Origin of the sequence: Amycolatopsis sp. lyj-112 (assembly GCF_046549055.1) — a bacterium.
Classification (GTDB): Bacteria; Actinomycetota; Actinomycetes; order Mycobacteriales; family Pseudonocardiaceae; genus Amycolatopsis.
In genome coordinates, this window is record NZ_JAJPWS010000007.1 from 66,441 (window position 1) to 86,360 (window position 19,920).

21 protein-coding genes are annotated in these 19,920 nt (G+C 64.5%); 15 read left to right on the forward strand and 6 right to left on the reverse strand.

The genetic code is table 11. The annotated features are described in order from the left end of the window. Positions 1–52: 52 nt before the first annotated feature. From ACLJRL_RS23275 to ACLJRL_RS23285, 3 genes are read left to right on the forward strand one after another with little or no spacing between them, the layout of a single operon-like run. Positions 53–598, forward strand: coding sequence for a hypothetical protein (locus tag ACLJRL_RS23275; protein WP_410658374.1), 546 nt, complete (start codon positions 53–55; stop codon positions 596–598). Then, positions 595–1,704: an MAB_1171c family putative transporter gene (locus ACLJRL_RS23280; protein ID WP_410658375.1), complete on the forward strand. Its 1,110-nt coding sequence runs from the start codon at positions 595–597 to the stop codon at positions 1,702–1,704. The genes ACLJRL_RS23275 and ACLJRL_RS23280 overlap by 4 nt, the downstream gene beginning before the upstream one ends. After that, on the forward strand, positions 1,701–2,891 hold the full coding sequence (locus ACLJRL_RS23285; RefSeq protein WP_410658376.1) for an FAD-dependent monooxygenase: 1,191 nt from the start codon (positions 1,701–1,703) through the stop codon (positions 2,889–2,891). Before ACLJRL_RS23280 ends, ACLJRL_RS23285 begins: the two co-directional genes overlap by 4 nt. A gap of 28 nt (positions 2,892–2,919) precedes the next feature. Here ACLJRL_RS23285 and ACLJRL_RS23290 read toward each other — a convergent pair whose 3' ends face one another. From ACLJRL_RS23290 to ACLJRL_RS23305, 4 genes are all read right to left on the reverse strand, one after another. Next, the gene (locus ACLJRL_RS23290; RefSeq protein ID WP_410658377.1) at positions 2,920–3,474 is read right to left on the reverse strand and encodes an NUDIX domain-containing protein; all 555 of its coding nucleotides are present in this window, start codon (positions 3,472–3,474) and stop codon (positions 2,920–2,922) included. Further along, complete coding sequence (locus ACLJRL_RS23295; RefSeq protein ID WP_410658378.1) at positions 3,471–4,856, reverse strand: helix-turn-helix domain-containing protein; 1,386 nt, start codon at positions 4,854–4,856, stop codon at positions 3,471–3,473. The genes ACLJRL_RS23290 and ACLJRL_RS23295 overlap by 4 nt, the downstream gene beginning before the upstream one ends. A gap of 231 nt (positions 4,857–5,087) precedes the next feature. Continuing rightward, positions 5,088–5,747, reverse strand: coding sequence for a YdcF family protein (locus tag ACLJRL_RS23300; protein ID WP_410658379.1), 660 nt, complete (start codon positions 5,745–5,747; stop codon positions 5,088–5,090). A gap of 36 nt (positions 5,748–5,783) precedes the next feature. Continuing rightward, positions 5,784–6,833, reverse strand: a complete 1,050-nt coding sequence (locus ACLJRL_RS23305; RefSeq protein WP_410658380.1) for a helix-turn-helix domain-containing protein — start codon at positions 6,831–6,833, stop codon at positions 5,784–5,786. Between the two features lie 2,431 nt (positions 6,834–9,264). Between ACLJRL_RS23305 and ACLJRL_RS23310 the strand changes: the two genes are divergently transcribed. The 4 genes from ACLJRL_RS23310 (at position 9,265) to ACLJRL_RS23325 (ending at position 11,425) form a co-directional block, all read left to right on the forward strand. After that, positions 9,265–9,507 carry a hypothetical protein gene (locus ACLJRL_RS23310; protein ID WP_410658381.1) on the forward strand — a complete coding sequence of 81 codons (243 nt, stop codon included), beginning with the start codon at positions 9,265–9,267 and terminating at the stop codon, positions 9,505–9,507. A gap of 145 nt (positions 9,508–9,652) precedes the next feature. Continuing rightward, on the forward strand, positions 9,653–10,561 hold the full coding sequence (locus tag ACLJRL_RS23315) for a helix-turn-helix domain-containing protein (RefSeq protein WP_410658382.1): 909 nt from the start codon (positions 9,653–9,655) through the stop codon (positions 10,559–10,561). Then, entirely contained in the window at positions 10,558–11,103 is a 546-nt protein-coding gene (locus ACLJRL_RS23320; protein WP_410658383.1) for a hypothetical protein, read from the forward strand. The genes ACLJRL_RS23315 and ACLJRL_RS23320 overlap by 4 nt, the downstream gene beginning before the upstream one ends. A gap of 58 nt (positions 11,104–11,161) precedes the next feature. After that, the gene (locus ACLJRL_RS23325; RefSeq protein ID WP_410658384.1) at positions 11,162–11,425 is read left to right on the forward strand and encodes a hypothetical protein; all 264 of its coding nucleotides are present in this window, start codon (positions 11,162–11,164) and stop codon (positions 11,423–11,425) included. Between the two features lie 262 nt (positions 11,426–11,687). On the opposite strand, the gene ACLJRL_RS23330 is transcribed toward ACLJRL_RS23325, so the two are convergent. Then, positions 11,688–12,047, reverse strand: a complete 360-nt coding sequence (locus ACLJRL_RS23330; protein ID WP_410658385.1) for a hypothetical protein — start codon at positions 12,045–12,047, stop codon at positions 11,688–11,690. Positions 12,048–12,061: 14 nt separating this feature from the next. Beyond that, complete coding sequence (locus ACLJRL_RS23335) at positions 12,062–13,339, reverse strand: helix-turn-helix domain-containing protein (protein WP_410658386.1); 1,278 nt, start codon at positions 13,337–13,339, stop codon at positions 12,062–12,064. Positions 13,340–14,073: 734 nt separating this feature from the next. Between ACLJRL_RS23335 and ACLJRL_RS23340 the strand changes: the two genes are divergently transcribed. The 8 genes from ACLJRL_RS23340 to ACLJRL_RS23375 are packed head-to-tail and all read left to right on the forward strand — an operon-like array spanning position 14,074 to position 19,918. Next, positions 14,074–14,490, forward strand: a complete 417-nt coding sequence (locus tag ACLJRL_RS23340; protein ID WP_410658387.1) for a 6-pyruvoyl trahydropterin synthase family protein — start codon at positions 14,074–14,076, stop codon at positions 14,488–14,490. Continuing rightward, the gene (locus tag ACLJRL_RS23345) at positions 14,487–15,188 is read left to right on the forward strand and encodes a 7-carboxy-7-deazaguanine synthase QueE (RefSeq protein WP_410658388.1); all 702 of its coding nucleotides are present in this window, start codon (positions 14,487–14,489) and stop codon (positions 15,186–15,188) included. Before ACLJRL_RS23340 ends, ACLJRL_RS23345 begins: the two co-directional genes overlap by 4 nt. Further along, a complete protein-coding gene (locus tag ACLJRL_RS23350; protein WP_410658389.1) occupies positions 15,185–15,691 on the forward strand; it encodes a phosphoribosyltransferase in 507 nt (168 codons plus the stop codon). The genes ACLJRL_RS23345 and ACLJRL_RS23350 overlap by 4 nt, the downstream gene beginning before the upstream one ends. Continuing rightward, positions 15,688–16,530, forward strand: a complete 843-nt coding sequence (locus tag ACLJRL_RS23355; protein ID WP_410658390.1) for a class I SAM-dependent methyltransferase — start codon at positions 15,688–15,690, stop codon at positions 16,528–16,530. Before ACLJRL_RS23350 ends, ACLJRL_RS23355 begins: the two co-directional genes overlap by 4 nt. After that, positions 16,527–17,207, forward strand: a complete 681-nt coding sequence (locus ACLJRL_RS23360; RefSeq protein WP_410658391.1) for a hypothetical protein — start codon at positions 16,527–16,529, stop codon at positions 17,205–17,207. Before ACLJRL_RS23355 ends, ACLJRL_RS23360 begins: the two co-directional genes overlap by 4 nt. Beyond that, positions 17,191–18,231, forward strand: a complete 1,041-nt coding sequence (locus ACLJRL_RS23365) for a radical SAM protein (protein WP_410658392.1) — start codon at positions 17,191–17,193, stop codon at positions 18,229–18,231. Before ACLJRL_RS23360 ends, ACLJRL_RS23365 begins: the two co-directional genes overlap by 17 nt. Next, the gene (locus tag ACLJRL_RS23370) at positions 18,228–19,289 is read left to right on the forward strand and encodes a DegT/DnrJ/EryC1/StrS family aminotransferase (protein WP_410658393.1); all 1,062 of its coding nucleotides are present in this window, start codon (positions 18,228–18,230) and stop codon (positions 19,287–19,289) included. Before ACLJRL_RS23365 ends, ACLJRL_RS23370 begins: the two co-directional genes overlap by 4 nt. Next, positions 19,274–19,918, forward strand: coding sequence for an exonuclease domain-containing protein (locus ACLJRL_RS23375; RefSeq protein WP_410658394.1), 645 nt, complete (start codon positions 19,274–19,276; stop codon positions 19,916–19,918). Before ACLJRL_RS23370 ends, ACLJRL_RS23375 begins: the two co-directional genes overlap by 16 nt. The last annotated feature ends 2 nt before the right edge of the window (positions 19,919–19,920 follow it).

The window sequence follows — 19,920 nt, forward strand, 5'->3', positions numbered from 1 at the left end:
CGGCGGGTTCTGCGATGCTGCCCGAAGCCAGAAGCGTGAAGGGAGGGTACGGGTGTCAGAACGGCGCATTCGCCGGCAGTGCCGCGAGATGCTGAGCAAGCTCGACGTTCGCCCGCCCCTGGACGTCGCGGAGCTATGCCGTCAGATGGGCGAGATCCGCGGCAAACCGATTCGTCTGGTTGCTCACCCCATTCCCGTTCCCGGACCCTTCGGCATGTGGATCTCCACCAGCGAGACGGACTACATCCTTTTCCAGAAGGAAACGTCCAAACGGCATCAGGACCATATCGTTCTGCACGAACTCGGGCACATCCTCGGCGGCCATCAAGGCGCCCTCGACAACGACGTCCTTCCCGACGGGTTCCCGACACCGGGCACGCATTCCCTGAGCGAGCAATATCCCGACATCGGCCACGACGCAGTGAAACGGGCGCTCCGCAGGACCGCCTATGACACCGACCACGAACGGGAGGCCGAAGCAGTCGCGACCATCATCCTCGAATGGGCTTCCATCCTGAACATCGCTGCTCCTCGGCCCTCTGACGGCGCCGCACGCGGCATGGACACCGCTCTCGGCGCTCGAATCGGCTGGCTATGAGCTGGGTCATCAGCATCGCACTGATCAGCTGTCTCCTCGGCGGCCTCGTCTGGAAGGGCTACCAGCTCAGCCGACAACCCTGGAATCTTCCCTTGCGAGGCATCGTCGGCTTCCTCGCCTTCGCCCTTGTCGGGCGCATATTGCGTGACGTCGTCGGCGACGCCTCGCTCGTGCGGGGAGGACCGGTGTGGTCCGCGGTCGCTTGGCACGTCCCCACGTCAGCCGCCGTGCTCTCGCTGCTGTTCTTCTTCGACGCGGCGACGCTGCCACGGCAGGTGGTCAAACGCCGCGCTCGCCGTAATGTGCTGGTTCTTCTCGCCACCGAAGTCATTATGATCGGTACGGCCGCCTTGGCACCGGGGTCGCGGTCTGTGCCGCATATGTCGGTCATCTACTTCGCCGCGAACCTCTTCATGGGCTGCGCGCTCGCCGCCTGTGCGATCTCGGCCCTGCGCTACGCCCGCCAGGCCGAGCGGCGGCTAGCCCTGGGACTTCGCGTCGCGGCTGTCGGCTTCGCGCTGACGGCTTTGACCAGCGGGATCTTTGCCGCGATCGACGTCGAATACTGGGTCACGAGAACCCTATTCGTGGACATCATCGGCGTAAACGGGACGCTGTCCTTCACCGGCATCGTCGCGATCGTGATAGGCCTCCTCTATCCGGCAGCCCGCATGCGACTGACCGCCATCCGTATCTGGTGGCGCCAACGCCGCGCATACCACGCACTCGGCCCACTGTGGACAGCCCTGCACCGCGCGTTCCCCGAAGACGAGTTCCTCCGCGCCTCCACCACACCGTGGGACTCTCTTCGCGTGTGGGACGTACACCGGCGCTACTACCGCCGCATGATCGAATGCCGCGATGGGCTCGTCCGGATCAGCCCCCGCGTAGCGGAACTCCGCGAGCGCCACCCGGCAACCACACCGCTGGCAGACCTCATCACCGAAGCTCTCCAGAACTCCCCTGCCGACCTTGGCGAGCAACGACAGGCGATCCCACTTGCGATTCCGGACATCGACTCTCCGCACGACGAGGTAGACGAACTCGTAGAGCTCTCCCGCGCCTTCGCACAAAGACACCTCACCGCAGCAGGAAGGACGTCGTGACCCACCACGCGATCATCGTCGGCGGCGGCATCGCGGGATCCGCGGCCGCCATAGCGCTGCGCAAGGCCGGAATCACTGCCGACCTCTACGAAGCTCGCCGCGACGGGGGCGACTACACCGGCGCCGCACTACGCCTTCCGCGTAACGGCCTTAACGCGCTGCGCGCCATCGACGCACACGACGTCGTCACCGACATCTCCTACCCCGTCGCCAACACCGAACTCAGCTCAGGAACCGGCCGCCACCTCGGCACGGTGTCCTTCACCGGCAACGGGCAAAGCGAGACCCCTCGCACGATGCCACGAGCTCGCCTCGCCCGTGCTCTACGCAATGCGGCGGCCGACCGCGGAGCGACCGTCTCCATGAACAAACGTCTGGTAGCCGTGGACACCCGCTCTGGCGGCGTCATAGCCACCTTCGACGACGGATCCACTGCCGAAGGCACCGTGCTCATCGGCGCAGATGGCCTCAACTCCACTACCCGGCGGCTGGCTTTCCCCGCCGCAGCAGAACCCCGCTATGCCGGCACCCACCTCGTCTACGGCTACGCCCCCGCGAACGCCACCGCTCCCCCTTCGCCGGACGCCTTTCACATCTACTGGGGGAAGAAGGGAACTTTCGGTTACACAACCGCAGCCGGCGACATCTACTGGTACGCCAACATCGCCTCACCAGAACCACTGCCAGCAGACGAACCGCGCGACACCGAAGTCTGGCGCAAACGCCTCACGAGGCTGTTTCGGCACGACCGCACGCCAGCTGCGAACATCATCCGAGCCGCGAACGTCATCTTGCCCTCCAACACGCGCACGCTCGACACCATGACGACGTGGCATACCGACCGCATCGTTCTCATCGGCGACGCGGCACACGCCGTCCCGCCGGCCACAGAGCAAGGTGCCGCGCTCGCTATCGAAGACGCCGTGGTCCTAGCCCAAAAACTCCGCGACAGCCAGGAAACAACACCAGCACTCGAAGTATTCGAAGCCACACGCCGCGAAAGAGTCACCCAGGCCGGAGCGAGCCGCCGCAGCCGCACAAAACACCGTCGCGGCACACCGCGCTGGATCGAGCAACGAAGCCGCGACCGCAGAATCGCCCAGGCAGTTCAAAGCGGCGCCATGAATCCAGCAGCATGGCTACACGACCACCAGATCGCCTGGCATGAGGTAACCAACCATAATTAACTGGCCGGTTTCTGCGCCGACCGAGACCTTACGGAGTCCGACCGAACTCAGCGTATTGCACTGGACCGTCGAGAAGTGCCCGATGAGCCAGTTCGACTCGGCGAGCCATTGACGGGCGAAGGCGTTTTTTGGCAGCGTCAGCGTGGAGAAATTCGAATCGACTAACCTCGTCGACTGCTGGCCGAATTGCCGCAGTTTGTTCTGCGCTAAGCACACCGCCGTCGAAGATGAGCTGAATGCTGTCACGCCAGACGCCGTGAGTCGGCATCCAGTCGATGAGTAGCAGTCGGCCGATCTGTAGGTCGATGCCAAGTTCTTCACGGACCTCGCGGTAGCAAGCAGCTAGCGGCGATTCCTCATCTTCAACCAGGCCTCCGGGAATGTCGAGGAACGGCTTGTAGGTCGGCGAGATGAAGAGCACACGTCCCGCATCGTCACGGATGAGAACACCTGCAGCCACATTCTTCCGAGGCAGCCGCCCGGCAATGCCGGGGTTGAACTCGGCCTCCGGGTCGCCTTCGTCTTCCAGGTCATGCAGGAAGGCTGCGCGATCACCGCAGTGGTTTGGCTGCTCATGCCTCAAGGTGCCTCACTTGGTAGGAGCGTGGCCACCGTCTCGGTCAACTCGCGTACAGGCCGCAGCTGCCGGTGCCCTTCAAGCTGGCTGAGCAAGTCGCGGACGACGTGATGCGAGCGCTTCGAGTTGGAGGCCGCAGCGGCTTCGGCCGCCATCGTGCCATAGTGAGCACATTGCTCTACGTCCTGTTCGAGCAACGCCGCCTTGGCGCGTTGCCCAGCGGCGAAGACCTGGCGACGAACCTGCCCATGGGTTTTGTCCCACAGGTCCCGGAGGTACGGTTCCGCCGCTCGGACATCTCCTAGCTCAAGCCATGCTGAGCTGGCGAAACTCGCGAACACGGCGTCATCCCAATGCGCCATCCAATAGGGAGTCTCATCTGCCGGAGCGTGCTGGTCGTATGACTTCTCAGCTCGGCGTAGGGCATCAGTGCTCCCCTTGTGATCCCCCAGGGCTGCACACGCTGCAGCCTCGAGCATGGCTGCCTCGGTCTTCACTGCTGCGATGGAGCCCGACGAAGCAGTCTCCTGCGCGGCCAGGGCAAGGGTCAACGCCTGATCAGGCCGATCGAGATACAACGCCTGGTGGCTCATGGTGGCGAACACAAACGATCCATACGCGGGGTTACCCGCCTCCTTGGCGAGCCGGAGGGACTGAATGAAGTAGTGCTGGGCGAGGCGGTGGAGCTGGGAGTCGTACGCCATGTAGCCGATGACCTCGCTCAGCACCGCTGAAGCCTGGAATAGCTCACGCCGCACCGAATCGGATGCAGGCCTGCGGAGTATGGGCAGCACGCGGCTCGTCAGGTACTTCACGGCTAGCCCGCGGCTATAGTCGCCACCGAACTGCCGGTCGAGCTGATCAAGCGCTGTTGTCGTCGTCGTAATCTCGTCGATGTCACGGACGCTTGCCGGGACACCGGCCGTCGGGATATCGACGTCTTCCGCCCCGAGACGCCAAGCACGAACAGCCTGAGCAGGCAGTCGACCCTCGAACATACGTATGCCGTGCCCCATGTCGGCTCCGTCGTCAGCACGGGCGACAGCTTCCAAACTGCTCAGGGCGTCATCGAGCGATTGGGCATAGCGTGGCGACGTCGTCGGCCCTGATGACAGTGACGCCAAAGGCCCCGCACCCGCCGATGGGGATGTTGCGAGGACCCCATCTAAGGCATTCTCCCGAACCCGCTGGAGCAGCTTTTCCAGTTCCACAAGGGATACATGAAGAAGTTTGGCCAGCTTCAGGCGCTTAGGCGGGAGCGGTTTGGTTAGGCCGTTCTCCCACCGACTGAGGGTGCTGACGCTGACATCCAACGCGAAGGCAAGGTTCTCCTGCGTGAGCCCGGCCGTCGCACGGGCCGCAGCCAAGGCGGACCCTTTGGTTGCCATAGGTGCACCTGCCAATACATTTCGTGACAGGATATACGTTACCGCAGGTCAGTGGGTTACGTGCGAGGTTCCTGCGCAGTTGCTGCGAGGTTTGCGCTCTGGTCATCAGCGATGGGGCAGCAGCGCCGACATCCTGAGCGTCGATGGCGACCCGACAGTCGACCTCAAGCCTTGAACCAAGCGTCGGCGAATATTAGCGCGCGGCGTACCAGCGACCGCTCAGCACGACACCTAGGCAAGAAGTCGACTGTTGAATCCTTCCTTTACCAGCAGGTCGAATGCTTCGCGAACCACCCGGGGAACAGTTTGCTCAATAGCGAAGCCTTGTTTGGGGTATTCCATAATTCGATGAAGATCGCCGACCATCATGTCTACTACCTCGGCTGCATCGCCGATGGTTTTGACGTACTCGTCGAGCGTAAGAGGTGATGACGCGCAGACCACCTCTACATCGGGCCAGAGCTTGCGACACGTTGCGTAAGCACGTCGCTCCATGTAAGGCATCGAGACAAGAAGGATTGAGTCCGGATTTTCCATTCCTGCACCGGCCAGTGCCAGCCGCGCAAGCGAGATGTTCGCTCCGGTGTTACGTGCTTCCGGCTCAAGAACGATGACTTGTTCCGGTACACCAAGTTCCAACGCATGCTCGCGGAAGTGGACAGCTTCCCCGCGAGGAAACACTGCCGCAGTGTCCCGACTGGTTGCGCCGGTGAAGACCACGATTGGAAAGAGGCCTCGACCGTAGAGATCTGCTGTGTACGAGGCAACGCCGATGTCGTTACATCCGAGAGCGATCGCAGCTGAACAAGATTTAAGTACGTGATGCATCTGGTGGTAGTCCCAGACCAGGCCCGCGGCCAGCCATTGCGACTCCGTTAGTCCAAGCTTCACGACGCGTAGTGCTCCTCGGTTGTGCACGGGTATCGCTCATGCCTGGTCTTCGAAGGCATGGCGGATACCCTTGATACTCAGCAGCTGGTGCATCATGCCGTACCGCGCTGACGTGGCCGCTGCCGCATCGAGCAGGGCTAGGCCGCTGTCGACCGTGGCCACATCTGAGAGCAGGATGTGAGCATGGGCGGTATCGAGCCGGACTCTTTGCATCGGCGCGTCACCAGCGCGGTTGTTCAAGGCGACCTCGATCGCGCCTGAGGCGCTTCTCAGATCGGCCGCTCCTCGGTGGGCAAGCGCCAGCTTCTGGTACGCGACTGACCAGTCCTGAGGCTCTTCCAGCTGCTCAAAACGCTGGATGGCCGGCCTGATGTACGAGACTGCCTCAGCGTTCAAACCGTGCTTGCTCAGAGCCGTGCCAACCCATAGCTGAGCCCTCGCACGATCCCGCTCAGCTAGTCGCCGGTCGATAGCCAGCCGCCTATACGCCTCCGCTGCCTCCACCAAGCGGCCATCCATCTCATCGAGAACTGCCAGCTGCAGTTCGAGCTGCGCGACACGCCGATCAGCACCTAATTCGCCATAGACCTGGATCGCCTTGAGATAGCTCTGCCGAGCCGATAGCGGCCCGCGCAGCAGGCCTTGATCCTGCCGTAGGTCACCTAACAACCGCAGTGATCGCCCGTACAGGTGCAGACCCAGCGTGTCGACTGCTTCCACCCGGAACTGCAGCACCCAGCGATCCAGGAGAAGCTTCGCAAGATCGAACTCCTGCCGCCCGAGACAGATCGCCGTCCGGTCTAGATCGTCTTCCCAAGAGTCGTAGTCCACCCTCACGCCGACGGGGCGTTCCGGCAATCGCCCAGGTGCCCGTTCGTCGAACTCTCGGAGCAGCACCTCAAGCTCCGAAAGCGAGACGTTAAGGAGGTTGGCCAGCTTCGGGCGCTTAGGTGGGAGCGGTTTGGTTAGGCCGTTCTCCCAACGGCTGAGGGTGCTGACGCTGACATCCAACGCGAAGGCAAGGTTCTCCTGCGTGAGCCCTACTGTCGCGCGGGCCGCGGCCAAGGCGGACTCTTTGGTTGCCATAGGTTCACCTGCCAATACGTATCGTGACGGAACACACGTTACCGCAGGTCAGTGGGCCGCGTGCGAGGTTCCTGCGTAGTTGCTGCGGGGCTAATGCTCTGGTCATCGGCGATGGGGCATACCAATGTCGTGGCATCACGCCCCAAGGAGCTGATGTCTGTGACTCCCGACTGCCTTCCTTTAGTTGACGGCGCACGCGGAAGCCGTGTTTCTGCTCGATTGCCTGTCCGCGACGATCCGCGCCGGACGCGTTTTGCATCTACTCGACCTGACGGCGTGGGCTGTTTTTCCATGTCCGCACCTCTGCCGCCAGTCGATCACCTCACCTGGACGTTGATGTCGCGCGTTTGCCGGGGTTTACACACACTGCCGGAGGCGTCACCTAATCCCTATCCTTCGGCAACGGGCACCGCCGATATCACATTCCTGAACGGCGAGTGACATGACGACGTCTGGGACAAATTCTTCGAGGTTCTCATGACTCTTGACAACGACCTTCAGAACCTTCGTGGCCACGGTTGGGAAGAATGGCGATTTGGGCCTGACTCTGCCCCGCTCGGCGAGGTCTTTCTCTACCGGCGGCCTGCTCACGCGGACATATTGGTTCTCCGTAGTCGCATCTCCGCAGTTGCCTACCGGACTCCACTCACTCAGGACATCGATCCCTTCTCGCCTGAGTTGATCCACTGGTCGTTCGGTGGCAGGTCACTCGATGCCTTGAGACGACTCCTTGCACTCCCCCATCCGGACGACAGCACCGCCCCGAACTGGGGGCAGCGGTTTCATGGAACGGCACGGGTTCCGTTGCCGTGGAGGCAAGCGTCAGGACGTCGCGTCTGGCCTGATGACGACTCGACCGTCCACCAACCACGCAGCCGCAAGACTCCGCCCAGACCTCGCCGTGGCGTTGCCCAACAGGCCACGTTTTCAGAGAGCAGCCGCCGCCCTCAACTTGTCACGGGCGGCAGGTGAAGGACGAAGCACCCGGTACCGGCCACGTCTCGCGCCGAGGCTCCCTCTGTCGGCCGCCTGCGGACAGCCACGTACTGACCCTCGCCTAGCTCCCCAATTCGCGACCGTTCCATCTCGGACCATCAATGGACGCCATCATGCTCGAGAAGCTTCGACCTTCCACTACGCGTGCCACGCGTTCGGTCACCTGTGCCGTCACCAAGATCGAGCACCAGATCTCCGGCGACGGGCACGCCGCGGACCGATCGAACGTCGGGGTGACCGCACTCTGCGGGGCAGTGATCCTTCCCCAGGTCGATGACCGGCCTTCAGGACGTTCCTGCCGAGAATGCGCCTGGGCACTCAAACATCCGCGTGGGCAGGAGGTCACGGGCCCGATTCCGCTTGATGTCCGAGATCTGTACGCGCGCGAAAGAAGGAAGCCACCGCAACGTGGACGGGCCGGGCACCGACGACGCTGCGCTCTTATCCGGCTTTTGCGCCGCAGCGGCACCACCGCACACCGGGAAGACATACCCAAGCAGAGGACCGGGGATTTCCTGGCTAGCGATGTGAACGAGGCCACGTGAACCCGGAACCGCTGCTTCACCTTGGGCACCCGTGGAGCGCTGCTGAACGACTGGTGCGTGATCGCGCCACGGCGGGCGGGTTCCATCCGCTGTACCCCGGCGCGGCGGACCCTGTAGCAGCTGCGTGGTACGTCCGCGTCGACAAGGAGCACACGGATGTCCTGTTCCTAGGTCCTGGCGAGCGTGCCTTCGCTCACCGCTATACCGGAGATCAAGTGATCCCGGAAACCCTGGGTTGCGCTCGGCGGGCCGTGGACGGGGTGTGCGGGTTCGGTCGTCGACGCGGTTCTGGGGTGGCCACGTGGGTAGGGCGATCGCGCCGCCGACACCAACGACGGGCCGTCCGCTGCTGCGCGGCCGGCCACCAGCTCAGGTATCGCAGGCTCACAGTGCCGGTAGCCGGGTGATGTTCCTCGATGAGACGGCCATGCAGCCGATCGCGGTGGTGCGCGGGATGACGCCACCACAGCTCCGGACCTTGCCCCAGCAGCATGCGCCTGACACCACGGCAAGGCAGCCCGATGACCGGCATCACGCGCTGGATCTCGATGAACCGGCCAGGTGAGCGGCCTGGCTGGCCAGGTGATCCACGGCCCCCTCGATGGGGTCTGGCCGGAGCTGGTCGAGTATTGGTTCTTCCGCCGCGTTGTCCTGCACCGCGTTCCTCCTCGCTATCTGCGCCGGCTGCGCCACGGCCGGATCACCGTGAGCGTGAGCCATTGCGGGAAGCTCTGCGGGCCGCCGTTCCCCACCGGCGAGCAGACAGTCACCTGGTGCGGCACCTGCTACCCACCACCATCTCGCACCTAGAAACCAGCGACTTCCCGTTTCACCCGAAGACGCCTGGAACTCCGTGCCGTCCAACTCACGCCCATGAAAGGAACAAACCCATGTCCCACCAGCACGCCGACAACACAGTTCTGCTCAAGACCGTCAGTGGCCGCGACTACGCCGAGGTGTTCGCGGCTGCGGCCGCGTGGTTCGCCGAACCTGCCCAGGCCGACGTGTCGGTGTGGGGTCTCAACCTTGACCAGCAAGGCCGGCTGTACATCGAGTCCGATGACCTGCTCTATCTGGAGTTTTTCTATCAACGCTTCGACAAGCCCCGGCTCGTGCGCGAGGTCATCGGATGAGCCCCGGCCGGGAATCCCTCCATTCCTGCACTTCGCCTCCCCGCGGAAACCGGAAGCCCGGGCCCCACGAGCGATACGAACACCTCAAACACTGAGTAGCACGAAGCGGCAAAACCTGTCGTTGCCGCGCGACAACGAGGAACCAATGCGAGCGAAAAAACATCAATACGTTGCCACCGTGAAAAGAAGGGAGCTGGGCGCCGAGCTCCGGCGAATTCGCGAACGCGCCGGATACCTCGCAGCCAACATGGCCTTCATACTGAATTGGTCCCACTCGTCAATTTCACGACTGGAGAACGGCCTATTGAAAGCCCGGGACGAAAGGGTTGCGCACTATCTCGCACGAGCGAAAGCGACTACCGACGAGTTCAATCGCCTTGTGGCATTGGACCGGTACCCTGACGACGGTTACCTAGCCAGGCCCCACCCCGCGGGGTTTCCCGACGGACTTCTCGTCGTCACCATGCTCGATACCGAAAGCGCCTCCTTCACCAGCTTCGCCCCCCGAGACATCCCCCGGCATCTCCACATCGAGCCGCACATTCGCACCGTCCTCAAAAAGCTTGGCTACGAGGACGGGCCAGCGCTTGATGCCGCGGTGCAGGACCGCCTCACCCGGCAACCGTCGACGATGCGCGAACACGGCCCTTTCACGTTCTACGTTCCCGAGACAGCGCTCCTCGCCGACCTCGCAGTCACACACGAGCAGCTGGTGCATCTATCGATCCTGTCCTCACTTCCCCGCTGTCACATCCGGCTCGTACCCGCAGGCGCCTCGATGGCCGATCTCTGCACCGGGTTCACTTTGTACCGGCACGACGAGCATCCGCCTGTTCTCCACCTTCAGCTGCCCACCGCCAGCCTCTTTCTCGAGAACGCACAGGACATCGCTTACTACGAGAGTCAACTGGAACGCTTGGCGGAACTGGCACTCAGCCGGCGAGAGACCCGGGAATGGTTCACCAGGAAGCTGGCGGATATCGAGCGGCGCCTGGAACACGACCGGGCGCTGATCCCGAGCTGTGATGACGCGCCGACGGAAGCTCGGGCATGAGGCTCCCCTACGCCGTCGACGATGCCCGTGCAGCCGTCGAAGCGGTCGGCCAGGACATCAACCGGCCAGACACGGCACGCTGGCGAGCGATGACCGCCGACGACGAGCGACTCCGGCAGACCTACCGCGCACTCGGGATGCTGATCAAACAGGTCGAGGTTTCCTTCCTCAAACGCAAGGCCGATCTGCGCGCCTTCGAGGGCAGCCGCAAGGACTATCGGCAAGCGGCAGCCGAGTATGAGGACTGGAAGTCACGAACGGTCCACTTCGCAAGCCGCGCACGTGAACGCCGAGTCGAACTAGAGCACCGAGTCCGCCTCCTCACGCAGAACCACGCGATCAACGAGATCCGGACCGCGCTGCAGACGCTCGCGCGGGCCGTGGCCGACCACCGCAACACGATCCGCAGTGGCAGCAGAGAAGAGACGACCGCCGACCGGATGCTGTGGGTCCGGCTCGATCTCCTACCACACGGCACCCTCGCAGACCACGTCTCCGGTCGCCCAGTCCCTTCAACTTCGTCCGGGAACAGGACGACGTGAGCACACTGGTCACCGGCCTCAGCGTGCCAACTTCTTACTCTGAAACAAAGAGAGCTACATGAGCAGCGACGACACCAAACGCGACCTCGAGAACGTACGGCAAACCGTCACCGACAACATCGACGCATCCCAGAAAGCAATCGAGTACAAATGGGACGAAGCGCAAACGTTCTTCACGGCAGCAGTCGCGGGATACAACAACCTGGACGGCGTCGATAACGCCTACCAGCTCTTCGCCAGAGGCAACGCAGTCCTGACCGAATTCATCGCGGTGCAGACGACGCTCAGCGTGACCTTGATGAGCATGCAAGGACGGCTCTGAGAACCCCGGTCGAACACGGTACCGTCGATGAGGAATGCCACCACCGTTCCTCGCCGGGCTCGCGCACTGGCGCAATCAGGCATCACCACGCGTTACTGGCGGCGCGTCCTTGCGAACACTCGCCCGCCAGTTCCACATACCCGGGAAACCCGTCCGCGCGCACCTGGTTACCGCAGGGATCGACGTCCGCCCGCGTGAGCGACCTCGAGGCGGCCGCCGGGGAGTTCCCATTCGTCGCGTTCGTTCTGGCCGTGGTCAGGATCTATGCGTCTTGTTCGATGCGTTCGAAGATGTCGATGTCGGTGGCCTGCTGCCATTCGGGCAGGTCGTCCCAATCCGCGACGTAGGACGGTTTCGGGTCGGGGAAGTGTTTGAAGATCTGACCGATCCAGCACAGGGCGACGAAGCGGCCCTTCTGGGCTGGGGCGAGCTTTGCCGTGGCACCGTTCGTAGCGGTGATGAAAGACAGCACTTGGTCGTAGACGGCTGTGGCGGCGTCGCGTTCCCAGTCCGGTGTCTCGTCCCAGGGCGTGATGTAGCCGGGTTTCGGTTCGCCGGGGTAGTGCTTGATGACGCCGGCGATCCAGGCTTCGCGGAACACACGGCCACGGTCGTTGGGCATGCTGTCTTCCTCCACTATGCGGCGTGGCCGCTGACAAGGTCGGCGATCTCGGCGTCGAGTCGCTGAATGTTCTGATCGGCTAGCAAGGGGGCCAGGTGTGGCTGGAGGCCGCGCAGTTTGCGAGCGACCACCCCGGATCCAGTCTGGCGAGCGGTGGCCAGGACGGCCTCGGCGTAGGTGATGACCTGGTCGGGATCGGCGCGGTGGACACCGATCATGGCCAGATCGGTCAGGACACCGGCCTTCCGTCGGGTGGTGAGCGGACCGGTGAGAGCATCAGCCAGGGCCGCTTCGGCCAGGTCGAGGCGGCCGAGAGTGACGTAGCAGGTGCCGCGTTCCTCGGCCAGGCGGGAGCCGTCAAAGCGGAGCCAGCCGCCGTTGTGCACTTGCCCTGTCAGGTGCTGGACTTCCGCCGCGGTGTCGAGTGCGCGTTGGCAGGCGTCGAGGTCGCCGAGGCCCGCGAAGGTTTCCGCTTGGACAGCGGCTACCCAGTGCCGGGTCGACAAATCGGCATCACCCCGGGACGCCAGGCTGGCGGCCAGCTCTAGCAGCGGGGCGGCGTCGGCGAACTTGCGTTCGTAGACGGCGATAAACGCGTGTCTGGTGAGCGCGCAGGCCCACAGGTCCGGTGCTCCGGCTTCCTTGCTCGCGTCCGCGGCCAACGTGTAGCAGTGAGCCGCGTCGGTGTAGCGGTCGCCATCGAAGTAGATCTCGCCGGCCAGCTGGAACAGGTCTGCGGCCAGCTGGCAGAGCCGCTGCCGGATCGCGGGCGCCTGAGACTGGCGCAGTGCGTCGGTGAGCACATCGAGCTGGGTCCGCACGAGCGGCAGCACCTGGCTCTTGTTCGACGCCAGCCCGTACACACGCCACAGATGCTTGACGAATTCCTCCGCTGCCGCAGCGTCGAGGGCGCCTCCGCTCGCCGCCGCAGCAGCCCGGGTGGCGTCCCCGGCTGCCGAGGGCAGCGCCAGCATTGCCCCTGTCGCGCTGAACAGGCGCAGCAGGTCGCGACGGTTCATGTCGTCGGCCTCCGCAAGATCGGGTGGGACTACGGCCACGGTCGCGGCGTACCGCGCCGAAGCCGGTGCCTGCTCTAGCAACGTACCTAGTTCGTGCAGGGTGACGCCGAGTGCCTTCGCGATCCGGGGCCTGCGAAAGGGCTGCGGGGCCACTTCTCCCCGTTCCCACCGGCTGACGGTGCAGGACTCCACCATCAGCTCTGCCGCGAAGGTCTCCTGGGTGTAGCCCATCGCCTCCCGCCGTGCGGCGAAGGCGGTCCGTCGGTCTCCCATGTACTACCACCCCCGCCACGTTGGTCACCGGTCACGATAGCCAGAAACCCGCTGGGACCGATCAGCGCTTAGCGAGCTGTACCCGTTCGGACCACCACTACACAAAGAGTTATTTATGCAGGTCAGAGGCTTCAATGCCTACTTTGTGCGTAGTTGGTGCGTAGTGCGCGCTCTGGTTGTCGGCAGCCACCGAGGATTGGCTGAGTTGGGCCGTGGCCGGGATGAACCACCGCCCGCCATTGGCCGTTCAGCAACCCGTTCTCGCAGGGACCTATCGCCCAGGAGGAACATCATGTCCACCAGCGCACCCTCCCACCCCGGACGCTCCCGGCATCTGTCCTACCTGCGCAGGCCGATTCTGGCCGCGCAGGCCATTTCGACGACGCGGCACATCGCGTGCTTACTGCCCGGCTTCGGCTTGGTGACTGGATACCGCTCGATTTGCACCCGCGTTTATGGCAGCAAACAGCGCGACCAACGCGGGAATCTCGCGAGTCGCCGACGAACCCGCTCGCTGCGGGTGGTGATCATGGATGGACATCAGCGATCCGATACGGGCGGCCTAGCCCATTCCCGCGCGGCAAGACCATGACCTCCTCATAGTGCGTGCGGCCGAGTCCGTATCGAGCCCCTTTCAAGTAACGATGCCACGGACAGTCACGACCTTGATTGCACTCGACGCCCACCCCAGCCTTTCGGGTGGACACCGGTCTCACAGATCGAGAGAGGGATTTATGACACCGCCCCGCGGAACACTCGTCTCGGACGGGCACATCACCATCTCGAAATCGTTCGGTTTCAGCGCCAGCCACGAACTGAGGCTGCTGCCCCCGACGCACAAGTGCACCCGCAATCACGGCCACAATTACGTCGTCACCGTGATCATCGGCGCCGAAAAGCTCGACGAGCACGGGTTCGTCACTGACTTCGGAGATCTCGCACCATTCGGCGACTTCCTGACTACGAGCTTCGATCACCGGCTCATTAACGACCTGGTTGACTTCCACCCAACCAGCGAGTTGCTGGCAGTGCATTTCGGCCATTGGATCATCGATAACCTCGAACCCCACTTACACGGTCGGCTGGTTTCGGTGCAGGTCTCCGAAACAGCCTCGTCCAGCGCGACCTGGACCAGGAGCGCAGCGGCATGACCACAGAACAACGCACGAGTGACAGCGATATCAGCGCCATCCTCGCCGAAAAGTTCGTGTCATTCCAAGGAGAGGGACCGCTGACCGGCCAGCGTTGCGCGTTCGTTCGCTTCTCCCGTTGCAACCTGACCTGCGGCTGGTGCGACACGAAGTACACCTGGGACTGGAGCCAGTACAAGTCAGTCGACGTCAGCGCCCGAGTCCCCGTCGCCGACATCGTCGACTGGATCCACGCTCTCAGCGTCGACTTGGTCGTCATCACCGGCGGAGAACCAATGCTTCAGCTACCTGCGATGACAGCGCTGACGACCGGCCTCGATACCAGCGTGCGGGTGCAGGTGGAGACCAACGGCACCAAGGCCCCGACCTTTAAGCTCGCCGAGCGGGTGGATCTATGGGTGGTCAGCCCCAAGCTCGCCAACTCCGGGGTTCCCTACTCCCGCCGGATCGCGCCCGCAGCCTTGGCTGCTCTGCGCTCCACCAGCCGCGCCATGTTCAAGTTCGTCGTCACCGATCTCGTCGACTTCGACGAGATCGGCAGGCTGGCGAACGAGTTCGATCTGGCTCCGGTCTGGGTGATGCCCGAAGGTGACACCCGCGAGAAGGTCCTGGCAGGTATGAACCTGATCCACGGGCCGGCCGCGGAGCGCGGCTGGAACGTCAGCACGCGGCTGCACACCCTGGTCGGCGCCCAATGACCCCGGCCACCAGCGCGGTCGCACTCGATCTGACCTGGACCGACACCGACGTCCACATCGCCGCCCTCGCCGAACGCATCCGGCGTGACGACGTCCCGGAGATCATCATCGGGGTTCTGCGTGGCGGCATGGTTCCGGCCATCATGCTCGCCCACCATCTCGGTGTCCGCGACGTCCGCGGTATCGAGGTGACCCACACGGTGACCGACGAACCCAACGGCGCGAAAACACCCCACCCGCTGGTCGTGAATCCGGCGTCGGTCGGTGCACTCAACGCCGCCGCTGACGTGCTCGTGGTCGACGACGTCGCTGGTTCGGGGCACACCCTCGACACCACCGTCGCTCTCCTCGACCCGCACGTGGCACGTGTTCGCCGAGCAGTGCTCGTGGTCAACACCCTCAACTGGGGCTGTAGCAACAAACTCGCCGCCCCGCACGACGTTCAGGACTACATCGGCACCACCTGCGCCGGCTGGGTCCGCTTTCCCTGGGAGGTCCGATGACCACCACATCTGACAACACTGAGGCACTCGGTGAGGAATACCGCACCCGGCCAGGCACCCCGATGATCGGTGAGTACTCGGTGCACCAGATGGACGACTTCTACACCGCGCTCGGTCGCGGCGAGGTGAAGCCGACCGGCATCATGAACTACCTGCAACGGCTCTACATCGCCGAACGCACCGGGCCCGGTGACCACGTGGTCGACGTGTGCTGTGGTCGTGGTCTGCAGCTCCCGGTGTTCTACCGCTACCAACCCGAACTCGGTAGCTACACCGGGCTCGACATCAGCCCAGACAACCTCGCTGAGGCCCGGATCCGCCTCGGCGATCTCAAGGCGCTCTACCCGGCGCGCTTCCCCATCGCCTTCCACGAGACCGATGTAGCCCGCCCCTGGCCGGCCCTCGATCCGGTCGACATCGCGGTCTACACCTCCGCATTGGAACACCTGCCTCGTGCGCAAGGGATCGCGAGCCTGCGACACACAGCCGAGGCGCTCGCTCCAGCCGGGCGGCTGTATCTGTCCACTCCGAACTCCCCCGGCCCTCCGCCACGCAAACTGCAGCACCGCGTCCACGTGTACGAGTGGGCGCACAAGGAACTGACCGCAGTGCTCGACGATGTTGGCCTGATAGTCGAAGAGATCGTCGGCATCCTGCCTCCGGTAACGCCCGAGGCCACCGAAGCCGCCGTCGCTCGCCGGTTCGGTCGTGACGGAGCCGCGCTGTACCGGCGGATGCGTAAGCACTCCCCGGACGCGCTATTGGGACCGGTGGTGGCGACCGCGCTAGCGGAGGACTCCACCGAAGTGCTGTACGTCTGCTCGCGGCGCCCGGAATGACACGGCCGTTCTGGGTGTCGATCGAGGGCCCGGAAGCCGCAGGGAAGACGCACCTCTCCCGCTGCCTGGTGGAGCGGCTGCCGTCGTGTCGCATCGTGGAGGAACTCACCGACGCCGAAGGCGAGCACGTCCCCGCCCAGGTGATCGCCGCGCTTGCCTCAGCTGGGGACCCGTTCCTACGCACGGGGCACCCACTGACCGAGACCTACGCCCTGCTGGCGCTCAAAACCCGCGAGCGCGAACGCGTAACCGCGATGCCGAACCCGCCACAGATCGTGTTGGAAGACCGCGGGATCGACACCGTCGCGATCTACCAGGCCGCGATTCTCACTGGCTCAGGTACCGACGACACCGCGTGGTCCACGGCCGGACGTATTTACGCCACCGCTGAGGTGTGGTGCCCGCTGCCGGACCTGACGATTCTGCTGGTCGACGACCTCGATATCTGCGCCGCGCGCTGGACCGTCCGCGAAGGCTCTCCGCTCACCGCAGACCAGCGGCAGCTGGTCGCGCGGGCCACCCGGCTCTACCACCGCCTCGCCGTGCACCAGCCCGACCGTGTCCGGGTAGTCGACCGCACTGGCCGCGGCGAGACCGACGTTCTCGACGAGCTCGACACGCTCATCCGCCAGTCCGCCGGCGAAAACGGGAGGAAGGCTCATGTCGCTACGTCGTGATGTGTCACTGCTGTGGGCCCTGCGCTCGCCCTGCAATCTCGGCTGCACCTACTGCTATTTCGGCACTCTGGAAGACCATCGCGTCGGCGCACCCACGCAACCAGGGCAGCTCAGCCACCTCCCGTACGGAGACCTGAACCTCGCCGACATCTCGCGATTCCTCGACACCGCCGCCGACAGCGGCATTGCGCGGGTCTTCCTGGCCGGAGGGGAACCGCTGATCTGGCCAGCGATCAGCACGGTCCTGGAGGCACTACACCAGGCCGGGATCGCGGTCACGGTATGCACGAACGGCATCCCGCTCAACCGAGGTGACACCCGGGAGATGCTGCGCAGCACCGGGGTCGATGCGGTGTCGGTGTCGCTGGACTCCGCCGATCCTGAGGTCAACGATTCCTACCGCCCGGCCCGCAACCGTAAGGATGGCTGGCACTCCGTGGTGTCTGGCATCCGTGCCCTGATCGCCGACCGCACCGCGATGAGCGTCGGGATCTATTCGGTCATCTCCCGGCACACCCTCGCGACCCTCCCCGCCACCGCAGCGTTCGCGGCCGAGCTCGGCGCGGACTACTTCGTGCCCCAGCCAATCTCGCTCGCCCCGGACCATCCGCTGCACCCTGAACTCAGCCTGCGTGAGGAGGACATCCCCGCGGTCACCGCCGCCCTCGACGCGATCTACACCACCGGGCATTCACTAGCCCTGCCCGAGCAGCGCTATCCAGGCCAGATCGTGTCCACGGTCCGCACGCACCTGCAGACGGTCCTTGGATGTTTCGGCGGAGACCGTCTCGCGTTCATCGAGCCCGACGGCAGCGTGTGGGACTGCCCATCGCAATACCGCATCGCCGACACCGCCGCCCGCAGTGCTCAGCGCAGCATCCGTACCGCGACCGCGGCCGAGCTGTTCCCCGCCAGCCGTGACTCCGGTGGGTGCGATTGCCCGTTCTACAGCCGTGACTGCGTGAGCATGTGGCCGCTGGTCGACTTCGCCCATCTCGTCCCGACCGCCGGAGGCGTTCGATGACCTTGAGCAGCGTCCTACCCGACACCGAGGTCGCGGCCTACGAGGCCGAGCTCGCCGATCGGCTTGCTGTCGACCATGTCGTCGCGGTATCCAGCGGCACCGCCGCACTGCAGTGCGCCCTCGACGCCGTCGGCGTGGGCCCCGGCGACGAAGTACTCATGCCCGCTCTTACCGTGGTCATGTCCGCCGCCCCGGTTCACCACCTGGGCGCGACCCCCGTGTTCGTGGACTGCGCCGCCGACGGCGCCGGCCTCGACTACGACGACCTCGCCGCCAAGATCACCAGCCGCACCCGGGCGATCATGCCGGTCCACCTCTGGGGCCGGGCCGACGGCGAAACCGTGATCCGCGCCGTCGCCGCTGAGCATGGCCTCGCCGTGATTGCCGACGCATGCCAAGCCCTCGGCACGACCGTCGACACCGGCGAGGGCGCCGTGCAAGCCGGGGTGCAAGCCGACATCGGCTGCTTCTCCACCCACCGGCTCAAGCTGCTCTCCACCGACGAAGGCGGCTTCCTCACCACCAACGACCCGGACCTCGCCGTGCGAGCGCGGGCGTATCGCTCGCACTGGCAGACCGCCGCCGGCGGTCATCGGCCGATGTCGCGGCTGGCGCACAACTTCCGACTTGCGGAACCCTTAGCCCAGATCGGGCGCCGCGAGCTGCGACGGCTAGACGACTTGGTCGCTCAGCGACAGGAACTGACCAGCATGATGCTGGACCTGCTGCGCGACGTTCCACGCGTAAGCGCGGTGCCGCAGTTGCCGGGACAACGCTGGAACCACTACGCGCCGCTGCTGCACCTGAACATCGAACACCCCCGCGCGTTCGCCGAACATCTCGCAGCGACCGGGGTGCCGAACTCGACCGGCACCTTCAGGTTGATCCCCATGGACCAGCGGCCCATGTTCACCCGCGACAGGCCCGACTGCGTCAATGCAGCAGCGTTCCTCGACGGCATACTGGCTCTCGTCCTGACCCGCGACGACGACATGCACCGGATCCGCGACTACGCCGAGACGATCACCCAGGAGGTGACCCGATGGGGCAACACCTGATCGGCCACCTCGCCGCCGTCACCCCGGTCGTGATCGACTTCGAGTACACGACACCGACCGGACGGCCCTACGTGCCGATCGAAGTCGCCGTCCAAGTCCTCCAGGTCACCGACGGCCGGCTGGAGCGGGCCGCGTCCTGGGAGTCGCTCATCCGGCCCGACGACCTCGCCGACGTCACCCAGTTCGACATCGACCAGACCGGGATCACTCCAGCGATGCTGGCCGACGAGTCCCCCGTCGGGGACGTCATGGCGCGGCTGGACGCCCGGTTCAGCGCTGGACCGTACCTGCTGATCGCCCACCACGCCCCGGCTGAAGCGGGCCTGCTCTACAGGCTGCGTGCGCATTGCCCTAACCTCGCCCGGCTCGATTTGGTCGACACCGTCCGCCTCGCCCGCAACCTCTATCCCGGTCTTCTCGGCGGGCACGGCCTGGACAACCTCATTCGTCACCTGCTGATCCCGATCCCGCCGAACCGGCACCGAGCGATGGCCGACGTGCAAGTAACAGCGGATCTCTTCTGCCGCATGGTCGCAGACGGCGACTGGGCCGATGTTCGGGAACTCCGAACAGTCGCCGGATATCCCGCCCAGGCTGCCCAGTCGGAACAGACCTCCCTGTTCGACTAACA